Origin of the sequence: Chlamydia sp. 04-14 (genome assembly GCF_036632095.1) — a bacterium.
GTDB lineage: Bacteria > Chlamydiota > Chlamydiia > Chlamydiales > Chlamydiaceae > Chlamydia.
Map to the genome: position 1 here is coordinate 217,650 of NZ_JAPYKW010000001.1, position 13,667 is coordinate 231,316.

Here is a 13,667-nt window from a genome sequence, read left to right on the forward strand (position 1 = left end):
ATCTTATATCTCCCCTATTGAGCCTTCTTAAAACGCAAACCCATCAACTCTAAAAGAGTAGTGCATTCAACATCTGTTTGTGCTGTAGTTACCCAAGTAATATTCATTCCTTGAGTTCTCTTAACGCGATCTAAATCTACTTCAGGGAAAATCTGTTGATCATCTAGTCCCAATGAATAACATCCGCGTCCATCTCCTTTATTCGAGAAACCACGAAAGTCACGAATTCTAGGAGAGACTATATTGCAAAAACGATCCATAAAATCGTACATACGCTGACCTCTCAAAGTGACTTTGGCACCAATGCCCTGTCCCTCACGAAGTTTGAAACCAGCGATAGAGTTTCTAGCCTTTGTAACCAAAGGTTTTTGTCCGGAAATCATAGAAAGTTCTTCTAAATGAGCCTGGAAAAGATTTTTATCTTTAGCTGCTTCAGCAAGACCCATGCTTATAACAATTTTTTTAAGAACAGGAATTTGCATGGTATTTCCATACGCAAACTTTTCTTGGAGGGACTTTCGGATCTCTTCAGTATATAGTTTTTTTAACCTGCTCATATTAACCTTTTCTCTCTTTCACAGAACGATATAGTTTGGAAGTGCCATCAGGAGATCTATTCCATAACTCTCGTCCGTTTTTAGTAACTTTGACAGAAAGTTTTGCTGGGGCACCATCTATACTTAAACGTACGTTAGAAACATGTATCGGAGCTTCAATACTAATCCTTTTCCCTTTAGGATTTTCTTGACTGCGTTTGATATTTTTCGTACGAACGTTGATTCCTTCAACGACCACTTTATTTTTTTCTCTAAGACAAGATAAAACTTTACCCTGCTTTCCCTTGTCGTTCCCGGCCAGCACATAAACCGTGTCGCCAACACAAACACTATGTCTTTTCATATCTTTTCTTATCCTTAAATCACCTCAGGAGCCAAAGAACTAATTTTCACAAAACCGCGGTCTCGAATCTCTCGAGCTATCGGACCAAAAATTCGTGTTCCTTTGGGATTTCCTTTTTCATCGATAATTACACAGCTATTAGTATCGAATCTCAAAGAAGAACCATCTTTTCTAAGAATATCGCGACGCGTTCTAACAATCACAGCTTTAACCACATCGCCCTTTTTGATAGAGCTATCGGGTTCAACATCTCTAACGGAACATACAATGATATCACCCACTGTAGCATAACGTCTGCGAGATCCGCCTAAAACTTTAAAACACTTTACTTTTTTAGCCCCGGTATTATCGGCAACTTTTAATTGACTTTCTTGCTGAATCATAACTGCATCTATCCAATGTTGCTAATCTACCAAATTAACTTATACGCTCAACAACACGCCATCTTTTCAACTTAGACATGGGTCGCGTTTCTTGAATTTTAACTTTATCGCCTTCAGAAACATCTAAACCATTATGCGCATAGTACTTTTTAGAGTCTCTAACAACTTTAGCGTACTGAGGATGGGAGAATATTCTTTCTACTCGAACAACTACGGTTTTATCCATTTTTGACGAGACAACAACACCAACTTTGGTTTTTCTAAGGCCTCTTGCTTCACTAGCCATCGATTTTTCCCTCTTTTTCTTGTATGACCGTCCTAGATCGAGCTATGTTTTTCTTATACGTAGAGAACAGGTGCGCCTTAACTACTTTATTCTGTAAAGCGGCCTCGGCTCTTAAAGAAAAAAGAGCTTTCTTATTTTCATGGATAAATGTTTCTAGCTCAGCCCGATTTTTCTCTCTAAGCTCAGCTAATAATTTTTTCTTTGCTGCCATATACTTATACCCTTTCGACCCGCTTCACAAAACGTGTTTTTATACCTAATTTTGCTGCAGCTCTTCTTAAAGCATCCTGAGCATCTTCTCTGGAAACGTTAGCGACTTCAAAAAGAATTCTACCCGGACGGACAACTGCTACCCAATGATCTGGAGCACCTTTACCTTTACCCATACGAGTTTCTGCAGGCTTCTTAGTCACGCTTTTATCTGGGAAAATACGAATCCAAACTTTCCCCTTACGTTTTAAATATCTATTGATAGCAACCCTGCAAGCTTCTATTTGTCGGCTAGTTACCCAACCTCTTTCTAAGGTCTGCATTCCAAACTCGCCAAAGTCAACAAAAGTAGCCCCCTTGCTTAGGCCTGCAAATTGACCTTTTTGCTGTTTGCGAAATTTTGTTCGTTTAGGCATCAACATAATAATTCACACACACTTGTTTACAGCTATTGTGCAGCTGGAGCCGCAGCGCCAGCAGTAGCGTTAGCCGTAGAGGTTTTTTCCCCAAGATTAATCCAGACTTTTACGCCGATAATTCCATAAGTAGTCTCTGCGGATGCTGTGGCGTAATCAATATCAGCTCTCAATGTATGCAGAGGAACACGACCATTTTTATACCATTCAGAACGGGCAATCTCAGCACCTGCTAATCTTCCAGATACCTGTATTTTAACACCAATAGCTCCAGCATCCATAACAGATTGCATAGCTTTTTTCATGGCACGTCTAAAAGAAACACGGCGTTCAATTTGTCTAGCAATATTGTCTGCGACTAATTTTGCATTCAATTCAGGGCGTTTAATTTCTGCTATTTCTACCCAAACTTCTTTACCGGTAAGCTTTCTTAGTTCTTCTTTTAAAAGATCTACTTCTGCTCCTTTCTTCCCGATAACTAATCCAGGGCGAGCTGTTTGAATTGTAACTTCAATCTTACCGCTCATACGTCTTACAACAAAGCCCGCAGCCCCTTGACAAGAAGGTTTTTTTCTTAAAAATTCTCGAATTCTAACATCTTCGATAAGAAATTTACCAAATTCTTGTTTGTTTCCATACCATAGAGAGCGCCATTTTTTAGTGACACCTGTACGAAAACCGATTGGACATCCTTTCTGACCCATAACTTCTCCTACCGCTCCTTCTCACCAACAATAACAGTTAAGTGACTAGTGCGTTTTAAAATTGGGGATCGTCCTCCCCGACTTTTAGATTTAGCTCGTTTATGCACAGGACCAGCGTCTACTCTGACTTCGATAACGCTTAATTGTTCACGCTTCACATTCTCATTAAGCTCAGCATTAGCTACAGCACTGTCCAAAACTTTCTTCAGACATCTTCCAGCTTTTAGCTGAGAAAAACTCAACTGTTGCTGAGCTTCTTTAACACTTAAATTTCTCATAAGCCCGGCAGCTAGTCGAGCCTTGCGAGGCTGAACCCGTATATAGCGGGCGGTCGCTTTAAACATGACATGTCTCCTTTAGACTTACCCTTTCTTCACGGGATGACTTTTAAATATTCTTGTTGGAGAAAATTCACCCAACTTATGTCCTACCATAGTTTCTGAAACAAAAACTGTTAGAAACTTTTTTCCGTTATGAACTTCAAATGTGTGGCCAATCATTTCAGGGGTAATCATAGAACGACGAGACCAAGTTTTAATTGGAGATTTCTTCTCCAGCGAGTTCATAGCACGTACTTTTTTTATCAGATGGTGATCAACAAAAGGACCCTTTCTTAACGATCTACTCATAATCCCTATTTCCTACGATCTTTAACTATCCACTTATTGCTTTTACGCTTGTCACGAGTTTTTAATCCTTTCGTGACTTTACCCCAAGGAGTGCGAGGGATATAACCATTATGACGGCCTTCACCACCTCCATGAGGGTGATCGACAGGGTTCATCGCAGTACCACGAACGGTCGGGCGAACGCCTTTCCATCGTTTTCTTCCTGCTTTACCATCAACACATAAATTGTGATCGGAATTAGAAACTTCGCCGATAGTAGCTCTACAACCTTCATTTAACATGCGGAATTCGCCTGAAGGCATTTTTAATGTAACGTACCCTGGAGTTTTAGCAATAACCTGAGCGGCTAAACCTGCCGATCTCACTAATTTGCCTCCAGAATGGGGTCTCATCTCAATATTATGAACGGTTGACCCTAAAGGCATGCTTTTTAATGTCATGCAACAGCCAACTTTGAAAGGGCTGCCTTCTCCAGAGATAACTTCATCTCCTCTTTTTATGCCTTTTGGAGCAAGTATATAACGTTTTTCTCCATCAGCATAACTCAATAAAGCAATGTAGGCAGAACGGTTTGGATCATACTCAACAGAAACCACCTTAGCTTCGATACCGTCTTTGTTACGCTTAAAGTCGACAACTCGGTATAGACGTTTAGCCCCTCCACCACGGTGACGGCAGGAAATGTGACCTAAATTATCACGACCACCTGAACTTTTTTTGAAAAATGACAGCTTTTTATTTGGCCGTACACTTTTCCTAGTTCTTTTTCCCGATAACTCTCCTTGCCTGGTTAGCTCATCAAAAGCCGGAAGAACCAACTGTCTAGTCCCTGGAGTTACTGGCTTAAACTTTTTAAACATGTTTTTCTTCCCTCTAATAGATTACCCGATAGAATGGCCTTCATAGAAGGTCACAACTGCCTTCTTAAATCCTGCAGTCTTTCCTTTTCGTTTTCCACGAAACATTCGGGCTGGCTGAGGCTTCACACATATCGTGTTTACACTTTTAACTTTTACTTTTTTATCTGCATAAATAGATTCCAAAGCTTGAGCAATTAAAGGCTTAGTGGCATCGCAAGATACAACAAATGTATATTTTGGATGCTTACAGAAACTACCTTTCTTTTTGCCCTCACCATTCCCAAGACTCAAACCTTCTAAAGTTTTAGCCTTCTCGGTTACATAATGCCGTTTGACTACATCATAAGGATCTTTCATGTCCTAATTTTCCCTTTTAATCTTTCGTTCCAGAAATAAGATGCCCGGAAAGTCCTTTCAGAGCCTTTTCGGAAATCACTACATTGTGGGCAGAGGCTAGATCGTATCCATTGATATTCATTGCATACGCAAAACCACGTACAGCTGATAAATTTCGCAAACTTAATCTTAAACCTTCATTGTTTTGAGCATGATCTAGATCATCAATGAAAAGAATTCCACGACACTCCACATTACAAGATTTTAAAAATCTTAAAGCTTCTTTTGTCTTTGGAGAGGATAAACTACTTGTGAATACGCTATCATCAGCCACAATCAATCGATTTGTCTGAATCTTTTGAGACAGCAACAAACGAATCGCCGCTCTTTTTTCTTTTCTATTAATACGAACATGTTGATCAAACTTAGGCTTGGGACCGAAAACAATGCCCCCTCCACGAAACTGAGGAGAAGCCAAACACCCTTGACGGGCATTTCCTGTGCCTTTCTGTCTAAAAGGCTTTTTAGTAGAATGACTAACTTCTGAACGATTTCTCGTGCATGCGGACCACTGTCTCTTGTTAGCTCGAATGGCCACAAGATAGTCTTTCACTAGTTGAAGTCCATTTCCTTCTTGAGCAAAAAAGGCGTCTGGTAATTCAACCTCTCCCGTTTTACTCCCAGAAAAATCAAACTTTGATAATAAAACCATTAGAACCTCTTCTGTATTACCCTTTTGCTCTGGAAGAACGTCTCACGACAACAACAGAGCCTCTAGGACCAGGGATGGCTCCCTTTACTAGTAATACTTTTTTCTCTAAATCTATTTTTACTACTTCTAAATTCTTAACGGTTACATTGACAGTACCCATATGACTAGGACGCTTACTTCCAGGGAAGCATCGTCCAGGAGTTGATCGCATTCCTATAGAACCGGCATGACGATGAAATCCAGAACCGTGAGTTTTGGGACCTCCACGGAACCCAAATCTCTTCATAACCCCTTGAAATCCCTTACCCTTAGAAACACCACTAATATCTACAGAAGAGATGTCTTCAAGAACTTCTAAACCAAATTCGCTTCCTAAAGAAACTTCATTGATAGCATCTTCAGAAAGACGAACCTCTCTTAACAAACCAAAAACACGAGAACCCGACTTCTTAAAATGGCCGAGTTTAGGTTTGTTCACACGTTTTTCTAATGTCTTTTCTGGGACATTGATTTCGTTCGTGCCCATCTGAACAGCATTGTAACCATCAGTTGAATCAACTTTTATTTGAGTAACAACATTGGAACCCACGCTAATTACTGAACACGCAACCAGATTTCCATCTTTGTCAAAGACATGAATCATGCCTTCCTTTTTTCCCATTAAGCTAAGCTGAGATCGCATATAATTACCCATTAATACAATGATTGTCCGCACTCAAGCGAGAGCAACCAGGCAAGTCGTTTTAGCATTTTTACTCGTAGAATTCCCTAAAAAGAAAAGGAGCCTTTTCCTTAAGAAAATAAAGGGACAGGTTATCAGAGGGAGAAGATTTTTACAATAAGAAAAAGCGGGAACGCCTTAATGAGAGAAAGATAAAAAGTTCTTATAAATCTTAGTTCGCTAATAAATAAAAAAATCGCTTCTAGGTTTTCTAGAAGCGATTTGCAATATTGTCTTAAACTGACAAATCTTTTTCTTACGAATTGGACCAGACGTTGTAAAGACCAATACCACTGGAAATTGTAACCGCTCCCGATGTCACAGCCAATCGAACTGGAGCAGCAAATGGGAAAGGAATTAATTTGAACATATCAGCGATTAATTCAAATGCTTTTTCTAAAATTCCAAGTATTGTCTTTTTAACAGCTGCAAAGTGTGATTCTCTTAACTGTTGAGATACCTGATTGTAAACTTCAGGATCCATCGTCTCTGTGGTTCTAGCGTTTAATAATCCGTCAGAAGCACGCTTATACGCACGGTTTTCATAGAGTAAAGATGCAGCTCCGCCGATAACGCCTGCAGCATGGTTTGCTGTCATTAGATACGTTACACTGTTGCCAAGTCCCGCCTTCGCCTCTGTAGAAAGGAAAGGTTTATGAGCAAGTTTGTTTGCCAAGAGTATCGGACGGCTGACACCAAATGTTGTGATATAAGTAGCCGCACCAATTGCAGAACAACCCTCTTTAATCGCGGCCAACGCGTGGTCACTTTTAGTGAGATAGATCTTGTTGTAACCCAAGCCTCTCTCAGGATTGCCCAGATCATATTCAGCTTCTGGAGCAAAACATTTCTTAATATGATTAAAGCAATTTCTAGAAGAATTCACAAATCCGGGAATTGAACCATTGAACACGTTAGCTAAAGCTACTACAGATCTAGCTGTGCTTAAAGTCCCCGCCACGTTTTTAGCTACTTGAAGAGAAGCTCCTGTATGTCCAGAACTCTCTATAACACCGCAGCTAAACTCAGACACCGATTTAGAAAATTTAAATGCTTTATCTAGGTTTTTTGTACTACCAACAAAGCGCGCTAGATGGTTATTTCCATTCGTGAAAAACTGCTTAATACAATTGCCAGCGTCGCCTCTCCTGGCCCCTTGCATTGCTGTTTGCATAAACACGTTTCTTCCGCCCATAAGCAGGCTAGCTACACGTGGTGTTGCAGATGCCATATCCACCTCCCTAAAATTAAAAGGTTTTTAGCAAAAATATAACCGTTTTAAGTCGCAATTATAACACATTAGCAACTTAATAAACTAAATTAACTTGACTAATATTGAAATTAATTAGTTATGTGAAAAGATAATTTTAATTTATGGCCAGAATGTCCATTCAAAAAAGTTTTTGAATCCATTTTCCCCTTGCCCTCAGGCTGGATTTCTCGTAAACAAATAGCCCCTTCAGCACATGCGATAAGAAGTTCTTGGTTATCTGATACGATAATATCCCCAGGATTGCCATAAATACCCTTGTTAGAGACAAGAGAAGCCTTACGAATAACCAAACGTTTTTCTGGTTTATCTTGATAAGAGTAGAGCGTCCAGGCGCCGGGAGACGGTGTAACACCTCGTATTTGAGCATACACCTTATCAGCAGGACGATCCCAAAGAACAAACCCCTCTTCCTTGGATAGCTTAGGAGCTATCGACGCCTTGGACGAATCTTGAGGCGTATGAGAAATTGTTCCGTTAGAGATCTGCTGTAAAGTTTTTATTAGAATTTCTCCCCCCTGAGCAGCTAAAGCTTCTGCAAGCTCTCCAGCTGTCATATCGGGGCCTACAGGGACATAAGATATACCAGCGATATCCCCGGTATCCATGCCTGCATCCATGCGAATTACAGTATTTCCAGATTGTGTAACGCCATCCATAATACAACGCTGTATAGGGGCCGCACCACGATATGCCGGCAATAGACCCGCGTGCAAATTATAACAACCGTATTTCGGGATATCTAAAACTACCTGACGTAAGATGGCTCCGTAAGCAACAACAATAAAAACATCAGCTTCAAAAGCTTTTAGCTGTTCAATAAATTGCGGATCTGAGGCTTTTTCGGGTTGTAAAAGAGGAATATTCTTAGATAAGGCCAATGTTTTAACAGGAGAAGGAATAGGTTGTGAGGAACGTTTTTGAGGCTTATCCACACGAGTAACAACACCTATAACATTAACGTCGTGGTGTAATAAATCTTCCAAAACTGTAGCGGCAAACTGTGGAGTGCCGAAATAAACAACCTTAAGACTCAACAAGAGCTCCTTCCTTCTCCACATTCTCCTCTTGTAGAGCATCCTTGTCAGCCCCACGCTCTATCCCACGCTTACTCGGATTCTGACAAAAATGAATGAAATTTTGAACTTCAGGAATATGGCCGTATTCTTCTTGAGCTTCTAATAAAGATTCAGAAAAGCTATCTCCAGAACGGTAAACTTTTTTAAACACCTTAATCAAAGCTAAACGCGTATCAAAAGAAACCTGTCGTCTTTGTAAACCAACCTTATTGATCCCACCTAATTGGTATGGATTCCCAGTGCCTATAGTATACGGAGGAATATCTCTTCGGACACCACTTAAAGCCCCAACCATAGCATGTGCACCAATACGAACAAATTGATGAACACCTACCATTCCACCAATAATTGCATAATCCTCTACAGTAACATGACCAGCTAATTGCGCGTGGTTACTCAAAATCACATAACTTCCAATTGTACAGTTATGAGCTACATGTGCCCAGGGCATGATAAGACAATTATTTCCTATAGAAACTGTCGTCCCTTCAAAAGTAGATGAGGTTATAATAGCAAATTCTCGAATCTCGCAATTTTCCCCTATAGTAACATAGGTTTTCTCCCCACGATATTTTAAATCCTGAGGTTTATTACCAATCATTGCGGACGGCCATATCGTTGTTCCCTTGCCTACAGTAGTGTGTCCATCAATATAAGCATATGATTTAACAACTACATCATCACAAAGGGTCACCGTAGATTTGATAACAACATACGGCTCAATAACAACATTCTTTCCGATTTTAGCCCCGGGTTCGATAATTGCTGTTGGGTGAATGTTCGTCATACGTCTCCGTTAATCTAAAGATTCCTTGTCTACAAGAGCAAAGCTCAATTCTCCCTCGGCAGCAACCTGAGAACCCACACAAGCTCGTGCCGAAGCTTTTCCTCCCTTCGACGAAATCAATGAAAATTCAGCGCTCAATGTAAGAATATCGCCAGGCCTAACTGCCTGACGGAACTTCGCTTTTTGTATTCCCAAAAACAAAGCCAACCTTTTATTTCTGTCGTTTTCTAAAACCAAGCCCAGCAAAATTCCAGCTGCTTGCGCTAAAGATTCTAATATTAACACTCCAGGCATAATGGGTGCTTCAGGGAAATGCCCTACAAAAAAAGGCTCGTTTATCGTTACATTTTTTTGTGCAACAATGGATCGTTTCTCTAAATCATAAGACAACACCTTATCCACAAGCAAAAAAGGATAACGATGTGGAAGTAAGTTTAATAATTCTCGTAATTTAATTACAGGCGCCTCTTTCATCTATCACTCATTTCTTAGGGTTGTAGCACTTCTAAAATCTTTCTACCCAAGGCAATGTTCGAGGAATGGCCTGATCCTACAGCAACAATATGAGCAACAAAAGGTCTGCCTACCAAAGATAGATCCCCTATCAAATCTAAAATTTTATGCCGTACAGGCTCATCTGAAAATCGTAATTGCCCAAGGCTGATAACACCGTCATCTTTAAAAACCACAGCATTTTCTAAACATCCCCCTCTAATCAAACCCCTGTCCATCAAAAAACAGAGTTCATTATATAGAGCAAATGTTCTGCAAGGAGCAATCTCCTTTCGAAAAGACTCTTCCGTAATAACGAAAGAACGATACTGCGTTCCAATAGTAGGACTTTGAGGGTAGTGCAAAGTGTAAGAAATCTTTAACTCGTCGCAAGGAAATGCAGCCAGAAAAGTATCTTGGGTTTGATAGTACACAGGCTGAGATAGTCTCGCAATGGGAACTTTATCATTCTGTATACAAATACCAGCATCATCTATGAGCTGCATAAAAACATGAGAACTCCCATCCCCTATCGGAATTTCCTCTTCACTACAACGAACAATGACATTGTCAATATTACTCGAACGCAAAGCAGCCATAAGATGCTCAACAGTAGCAATAACAGAATCGCCCGAAGATAATGTAGTACTACGACCTGTATTGCATACATGAGGGAGGAGTGCAGGAATATGTTCTCCTAAAAGATCAGAACGGCAAAAGACTATGCCGGTATTTTCTTTGGCAGGTTCTAAAGTTAAGGTCGCTGATTTTCCAAAGTGAATTCCTACACCTGAATAACGTACTTCGCGCTTTAACGTTCTTTGAGCTCGTTCTAACATGCAAAAACCTGACAAAGAGTGTTCGTATATTATCCTTTTTCTTTTTTAGCAAGCAAGCGATATCCAAAATAACAACCAATATACCCTAGAGATAGTAAAGAGACGAAAATCAAAGGGAAATCTCCCCAAAATGCATATAAAGTAGGATAATTTTGAAGAGGAAGAACTACTTGTAAAACTCCTGGAGAGGCTTTCCGAGAATGAGTCTCATAAGGAAGCATTTTTATTATTCTTCCTAATGCATCTGCAGCCACAGTGATACCGGTATGACAAGAACGAACACAAGGCAACCCTAATTCCTGATTTCGTAAAATACCGTGATAGAAATGCACTTGTGGCAACCTTGATGAAGGATACCATCCGTCATTAGTTAAATTTACAAGAAGCCTTGCTCCCTCTCGCTTATAATTGCGTAATAGCATTCCAAAAGTTTCTTCATAACAGATGGAAACTCCCATCCGCGGTAAATTTTTTACCTCTATAACTCCGGAACGTCCCCCAGGTATACGCTGACAAGATAATGCATATTCTGGGAAATATTTCTTACAAACCGACCAACCGAACTTGCCTCCGGGAATATATTCTCCCCCGGGAACCAAAACACGCTTATCATATCCAACTAACTCACCATGTTGAGAGATACACTCTGCAGAATTATACAGATGCAGTTTAGAATCTAGTTCTTCCCAACGCTCTAAACCCATAAGAATAGGGCAATTAAAGTGGTTCGAAAGAGCTTGCATCCAATCTATATTCGCCAACAGCTCGTCTTTATGTTTAAAATGCGTCAACGGAGAAAGTATCACCTGACTATCGTCATAAGGATAGACTTTTCTGTCTCTTCCAAAGGGAACAGAAACCTCAGGGAAAATAAGGAGATCTACGGGTTTTCGTACAATAGAAGAAAGGCTAACAAGCCTTTGCCAAGCCATTGCTGGAGATCCTGACCAAGGCCCCTCTAAAAGAGTTGAGGTCGCTGGCTGTATAACAGCAATGCGGAGACTTTCCTCTTTTGAAAAAGAATTTTTGAGATATTCATAATGCAGCCCCCCTAAAATATAGGGGAAAAGAAAACATCCCAACCAAGCTAGTCGCGCAAAACGCTTTCCTAATAACAACTGATAGAAACTAATTCCTGTAGCTACTATGACAAAACTTTCTCCTGACCAGCCAAAAAAACCTCCAAATTGGCGTCCATAAGCATTCGCGGTAATTGGCCAACCTAAATAGTCCAATGACATTCCTGAACAGAGAAAATAAAATCTCACCATTTCGATGGCTACCCATAAACCAGGTAAACACCAAAGGATTTTCACATGTTTTTTGCGTACCACATAAAACAATAAGCAAGAAAAAGCTGTAAACAGCAATGCCAACAAACTAATTAACACGGCCCAAACAACATAAATAAACTTCCCAACGTATAAATCTGAGAGCATCCAAGAAAAATGCACGCCATTTATCGTGACAGACCAAAAAAATAATAGAGAGATCAGCTGTCTCCAAGATAGGGAGGGATTCTTTTGAGGTTCTAGACTATACCACAAAAAACCATAACCAGTGGCGCTCCCCAATAGAGAGAAAAACCAACTCAAATCAGGTTGGGCAAAAGCTATGAAAATCCAGGAACAAAGAAAACTAAGAATTCTGAACAAAACGTTCCTATTTATTCATATTCAATCGAGATTGTCTGCGCTGATCAGCTTCATCGTATCGGCGTTTTTCTTCAGGAGTTTCTGGAACAACCTGATGAACAGGGGTAGGAACGTTATTCTCGTCTACTGAAACAAACGTAAAGTAGGCGGAGGTAATATGGCGTCTTTCCTGCTTATAAATGTTTTCTGCCCATACTTTAACCCCAACTTCTAATGAGGTCTTCCATGTACGATTAACGGCAGCCTTACAAATTAGATTTTCTCCCATATAGGCAGGGGCATAAAAACACAAAGCATCCACAAAAGCAGTTACGCAAATTCTTTCAGTATGTCTTTCTGCAACTACAAGAGCTAAACGATCCAGCAAACTCATTAATAAACCACCAAATACGGTGTTATTTGCGTTTAGATCGTTTGGGAAAATTTTATAGATATGACCGTCGATACAACTGAAAGATACGGGCTTTTTCTTAAGCATTAAAATTCCCCTGGGAAGAGACAACGCTTCCTACTTTTTGTTGGATAGTATCTTTAGGCCTAAAGAAAATCAAGAGATTACTTGAAATGACATTTTTATTTCTTTAATAACTCGAACTTTAAAGATTTCAAATAAACTTTTATAAATCAGATTTGTTCTATAACCCTATAAACGGATTATTGACCTGAGTAAAGCCAGTGCCTTTCTGCCGGTGCTTAATTTCGTGTCTTATAGAAAATAGTAAATCTGCATCAAAATCCATTTTAGATGCCCACTGTAGGTACGAAAGGGGGATTTCTGAAAAACAACGTCCTTTATGTTTACCTAAAGGCATGTACTTCATCTTTATTGGTTTTGACAACATCTGCTTAAGCTGCTCTATAGTTCGAAAACGCTTACAGAAATGTTTGAAAATATTGATGTTAATCTCCACATCTTTCATAGCGCGATGATTCCCATCATAAGGGACATTGAAATGTACAGCTAAAGCTTCTAGTGAATTGTTAGGACTATCTCCATACTCCTTTGCCAATCTCAAAGTATCAATAATACAATACTTAGATAGGAAGCTCTCTCCTACTCTCTCAGCTTCTTGAGTTAAGACTTGCAGATCAAATCCCACGCTATGTCCAACTATATAGTCTCCTTCTTTCAAAAAAGACTTAATTTTTGGAAATACCTCAGCAATCCTGGGCTGATCTTTTAACATTGCATCAGAAATATGATGTATTCTTTGTGATTCCGCTGAAATCACGCGGTCAGGATTGATCAGAGTCTCCATGGAATCAATCACATTATCAAAAGTGAAACGCATTGCAGCAAATTCAATAATACGATCTTTTTTTACATCCAACCCAGTCATTTCACAATCTAGGCAAACAAAAACCGTATCTTTTAGTAAAGTCATGAC

Annotated in this window: 21 protein-coding genes; all 21 read right to left on the bottom strand. The window is 39.8% G+C overall.

Annotated elements, in window-relative coordinates; all coding sequences use genetic code 11:
* Positions 1-14: 14 nt before the first annotated feature.
* Positions 15-557 carry a 50S ribosomal protein L5 gene (rplE, locus tag O6937_RS00935; RefSeq protein ID WP_332389837.1) on the bottom strand — a complete coding sequence of 181 codons (543 nt, stop codon included), beginning with the start codon at positions 555-557 and terminating at the stop codon, positions 15-17.
* A 1-nt stretch (position 558) separates the two neighbouring features.
* Positions 559-900 carry a 50S ribosomal protein L24 gene (gene rplX / locus O6937_RS00940; RefSeq protein ID WP_332389838.1) on the bottom strand — a complete coding sequence of 114 codons (342 nt, stop codon included), beginning with the start codon at positions 898-900 and terminating at the stop codon, positions 559-561.
* A 14-nt stretch (positions 901-914) separates the two neighbouring features.
* The gene (rplN, locus tag O6937_RS00945) at positions 915-1,283 is read right to left on the bottom strand and encodes a 50S ribosomal protein L14 (RefSeq protein WP_011006076.1); all 369 of its coding nucleotides are present in this window, start codon (positions 1,281-1,283) and stop codon (positions 915-917) included.
* Positions 1,284-1,317: 34 nt separating this feature from the next.
* Positions 1,318-1,569, bottom strand: coding sequence for a 30S ribosomal protein S17 (gene rpsQ / locus O6937_RS00950; protein WP_213240144.1), 252 nt, complete (start codon positions 1,567-1,569; stop codon positions 1,318-1,320).
* Positions 1,562-1,780, bottom strand: a complete 219-nt coding sequence (rpmC, locus tag O6937_RS00955) for a 50S ribosomal protein L29 (RefSeq protein ID WP_332389839.1) — start codon at positions 1,778-1,780, stop codon at positions 1,562-1,564. Before rpmC ends, rpsQ begins: the two co-directional genes overlap by 8 nt.
* Before the next feature lie 4 nt (positions 1,781-1,784).
* Positions 1,785-2,201, bottom strand: a complete 417-nt coding sequence (gene rplP, locus O6937_RS00960; RefSeq protein WP_332389840.1) for a 50S ribosomal protein L16 — start codon at positions 2,199-2,201, stop codon at positions 1,785-1,787.
* 26 nt (positions 2,202-2,227) lie between these two features.
* Positions 2,228-2,899: a 30S ribosomal protein S3 gene (rpsC, locus tag O6937_RS00965; RefSeq protein WP_332389841.1), complete on the bottom strand. Its 672-nt coding sequence runs from the start codon at positions 2,897-2,899 to the stop codon at positions 2,228-2,230.
* Positions 2,900-2,907: 8 nt separating this feature from the next.
* Positions 2,908-3,243, bottom strand: a complete 336-nt coding sequence (gene rplV / locus O6937_RS00970) for a 50S ribosomal protein L22 (RefSeq protein WP_332380740.1) — start codon at positions 3,241-3,243, stop codon at positions 2,908-2,910.
* Between the two features lie 18 nt (positions 3,244-3,261).
* The gene (rpsS, locus tag O6937_RS00975) at positions 3,262-3,528 is read right to left on the bottom strand and encodes a 30S ribosomal protein S19 (protein WP_332380741.1); all 267 of its coding nucleotides are present in this window, start codon (positions 3,526-3,528) and stop codon (positions 3,262-3,264) included.
* Between the two features lie 5 nt (positions 3,529-3,533).
* Positions 3,534-4,388, bottom strand: a complete 855-nt coding sequence (gene rplB / locus O6937_RS00980) for a 50S ribosomal protein L2 (RefSeq protein ID WP_117273788.1) — start codon at positions 4,386-4,388, stop codon at positions 3,534-3,536.
* Between the two features lie 21 nt (positions 4,389-4,409).
* Positions 4,410-4,745 carry a 50S ribosomal protein L23 gene (locus O6937_RS00985; protein WP_213240135.1) on the bottom strand — a complete coding sequence of 112 codons (336 nt, stop codon included), beginning with the start codon at positions 4,743-4,745 and terminating at the stop codon, positions 4,410-4,412.
* A 16-nt stretch (positions 4,746-4,761) separates the two neighbouring features.
* Positions 4,762-5,436: a 50S ribosomal protein L4 gene (rplD, locus tag O6937_RS00990; protein ID WP_332389842.1), complete on the bottom strand. Its 675-nt coding sequence runs from the start codon at positions 5,434-5,436 to the stop codon at positions 4,762-4,764.
* A 16-nt stretch (positions 5,437-5,452) separates the two neighbouring features.
* Complete coding sequence (gene rplC / locus O6937_RS00995) at positions 5,453-6,118, bottom strand: 50S ribosomal protein L3 (RefSeq protein ID WP_332389843.1); 666 nt, start codon at positions 6,116-6,118, stop codon at positions 5,453-5,455.
* Positions 6,119-6,413: 295 nt separating this feature from the next.
* Positions 6,414-7,388, bottom strand: coding sequence for a CT529 family inclusion membrane protein (locus tag O6937_RS01000; RefSeq protein WP_332389844.1), 975 nt, complete (start codon positions 7,386-7,388; stop codon positions 6,414-6,416).
* A 110-nt stretch (positions 7,389-7,498) separates the two neighbouring features.
* The gene (gene fmt, locus O6937_RS01005) at positions 7,499-8,464 is read right to left on the bottom strand and encodes a methionyl-tRNA formyltransferase (protein WP_332390117.1); all 966 of its coding nucleotides are present in this window, start codon (positions 8,462-8,464) and stop codon (positions 7,499-7,501) included.
* The gene (gene lpxA / locus O6937_RS01010; RefSeq protein ID WP_332389845.1) at positions 8,454-9,293 is read right to left on the bottom strand and encodes an acyl-ACP--UDP-N-acetylglucosamine O-acyltransferase; all 840 of its coding nucleotides are present in this window, start codon (positions 9,291-9,293) and stop codon (positions 8,454-8,456) included. The genes fmt and lpxA overlap by 11 nt, the downstream gene beginning before the upstream one ends.
* Positions 9,294-9,302: 9 nt before the next feature.
* Entirely contained in the window at positions 9,303-9,767 is a 465-nt protein-coding gene (gene fabZ / locus O6937_RS01015; protein WP_332380748.1) for a 3-hydroxyacyl-ACP dehydratase FabZ, read from the bottom strand.
* Between the two features lie 14 nt (positions 9,768-9,781).
* The gene (lpxC, locus tag O6937_RS01020; RefSeq protein WP_332389846.1) at positions 9,782-10,624 is read right to left on the bottom strand and encodes a UDP-3-O-acyl-N-acetylglucosamine deacetylase; all 843 of its coding nucleotides are present in this window, start codon (positions 10,622-10,624) and stop codon (positions 9,782-9,784) included.
* A 29-nt stretch (positions 10,625-10,653) separates the two neighbouring features.
* The gene (gene lnt, locus O6937_RS01025) at positions 10,654-12,279 is read right to left on the bottom strand and encodes an apolipoprotein N-acyltransferase (RefSeq protein ID WP_332389847.1); all 1,626 of its coding nucleotides are present in this window, start codon (positions 12,277-12,279) and stop codon (positions 10,654-10,656) included.
* Positions 12,280-12,286: 7 nt separating this feature from the next.
* Positions 12,287-12,757 carry an acyl-CoA thioesterase gene (locus tag O6937_RS01030; protein ID WP_332380751.1) on the bottom strand — a complete coding sequence of 157 codons (471 nt, stop codon included), beginning with the start codon at positions 12,755-12,757 and terminating at the stop codon, positions 12,287-12,289.
* 157 nt (positions 12,758-12,914) lie between these two features.
* Positions 12,915-13,664: a putative quorum-sensing-regulated virulence factor gene (locus O6937_RS01035; protein WP_332389848.1), complete on the bottom strand. Its 750-nt coding sequence runs from the start codon at positions 13,662-13,664 to the stop codon at positions 12,915-12,917.
* Positions 13,665-13,667 lie beyond the last annotated feature (3 nt).

Excerpts from the sequence above, each read along its gene's own strand:
- rplE (WP_332389837.1), bottom strand. The coding sequence starts at position 557 with ATGAGCAGGTTAAAAAAACTATATACTGAAGAGATCCGAAAGTCCCTC.
- rplX (WP_332389838.1), bottom strand. The coding sequence starts at position 900 with ATGAAAAGACATAGTGTTTGTGTTGGCGACACGGTTTATGTGCTGGCC.
- rplN (WP_011006076.1), bottom strand. The coding sequence starts at position 1,283 with ATGATTCAGCAAGAAAGTCAATTAAAAGTTGCCGATAATACCGGGGCT.
- rpsQ (WP_213240144.1), bottom strand. The coding sequence starts at position 1,569 with ATGGCTAGTGAAGCAAGAGGCCTTAGAAAAACCAAAGTTGGTGTTGTT.
- rpmC (WP_332389839.1), bottom strand. The coding sequence starts at position 1,780 with ATGGCAGCAAAGAAAAAATTATTAGCTGAGCTTAGAGAGAAAAATCGG.
- rplP (WP_332389840.1), bottom strand. The coding sequence starts at position 2,201 with ATGTTGATGCCTAAACGAACAAAATTTCGCAAACAGCAAAAAGGTCAA.
- rpsC (WP_332389841.1), bottom strand. The coding sequence starts at position 2,899 with ATGGGTCAGAAAGGATGTCCAATCGGTTTTCGTACAGGTGTCACTAAA.
- rplV (WP_332380740.1), bottom strand. The coding sequence starts at position 3,243 with ATGTTTAAAGCGACCGCCCGCTATATACGGGTTCAGCCTCGCAAGGCT.
- rpsS (WP_332380741.1), bottom strand. The coding sequence starts at position 3,528 with ATGAGTAGATCGTTAAGAAAGGGTCCTTTTGTTGATCACCATCTGATA.
- rplB (WP_117273788.1), bottom strand. The coding sequence starts at position 4,388 with ATGTTTAAAAAGTTTAAGCCAGTAACTCCAGGGACTAGACAGTTGGTT.
- O6937_RS00985 (WP_213240135.1), bottom strand. The coding sequence starts at position 4,745 with ATGAAAGATCCTTATGATGTAGTCAAACGGCATTATGTAACCGAGAAG.
- rplD (WP_332389842.1), bottom strand. The coding sequence starts at position 5,436 with ATGGTTTTATTATCAAAGTTTGATTTTTCTGGGAGTAAAACGGGAGAG.
- rplC (WP_332389843.1), bottom strand. The coding sequence starts at position 6,118 with ATGCGATCTCAGCTTAGCTTAATGGGAAAAAAGGAAGGCATGATTCAT.
- O6937_RS01000 (WP_332389844.1), bottom strand. The coding sequence starts at position 7,388 with ATGGCATCTGCAACACCACGTGTAGCTAGCCTGCTTATGGGCGGAAGA.
- lpxA (WP_332389845.1), bottom strand. The coding sequence starts at position 9,293 with ATGACGAACATTCACCCAACAGCAATTATCGAACCCGGGGCTAAAATC.
- fabZ (WP_332380748.1), bottom strand. The coding sequence starts at position 9,767 with ATGAAAGAGGCGCCTGTAATTAAATTACGAGAATTATTAAACTTACTT.
- lpxC (WP_332389846.1), bottom strand. The coding sequence starts at position 10,624 with ATGTTAGAACGAGCTCAAAGAACGTTAAAGCGCGAAGTACGTTATTCA.
- O6937_RS01030 (WP_332380751.1), bottom strand. The coding sequence starts at position 12,757 with ATGCTTAAGAAAAAGCCCGTATCTTTCAGTTGTATCGACGGTCATATC.
- O6937_RS01035 (WP_332389848.1), bottom strand. The coding sequence starts at position 13,664 with ATGACTTTACTAAAAGATACGGTTTTTGTTTGCCTAGATTGTGAAATG.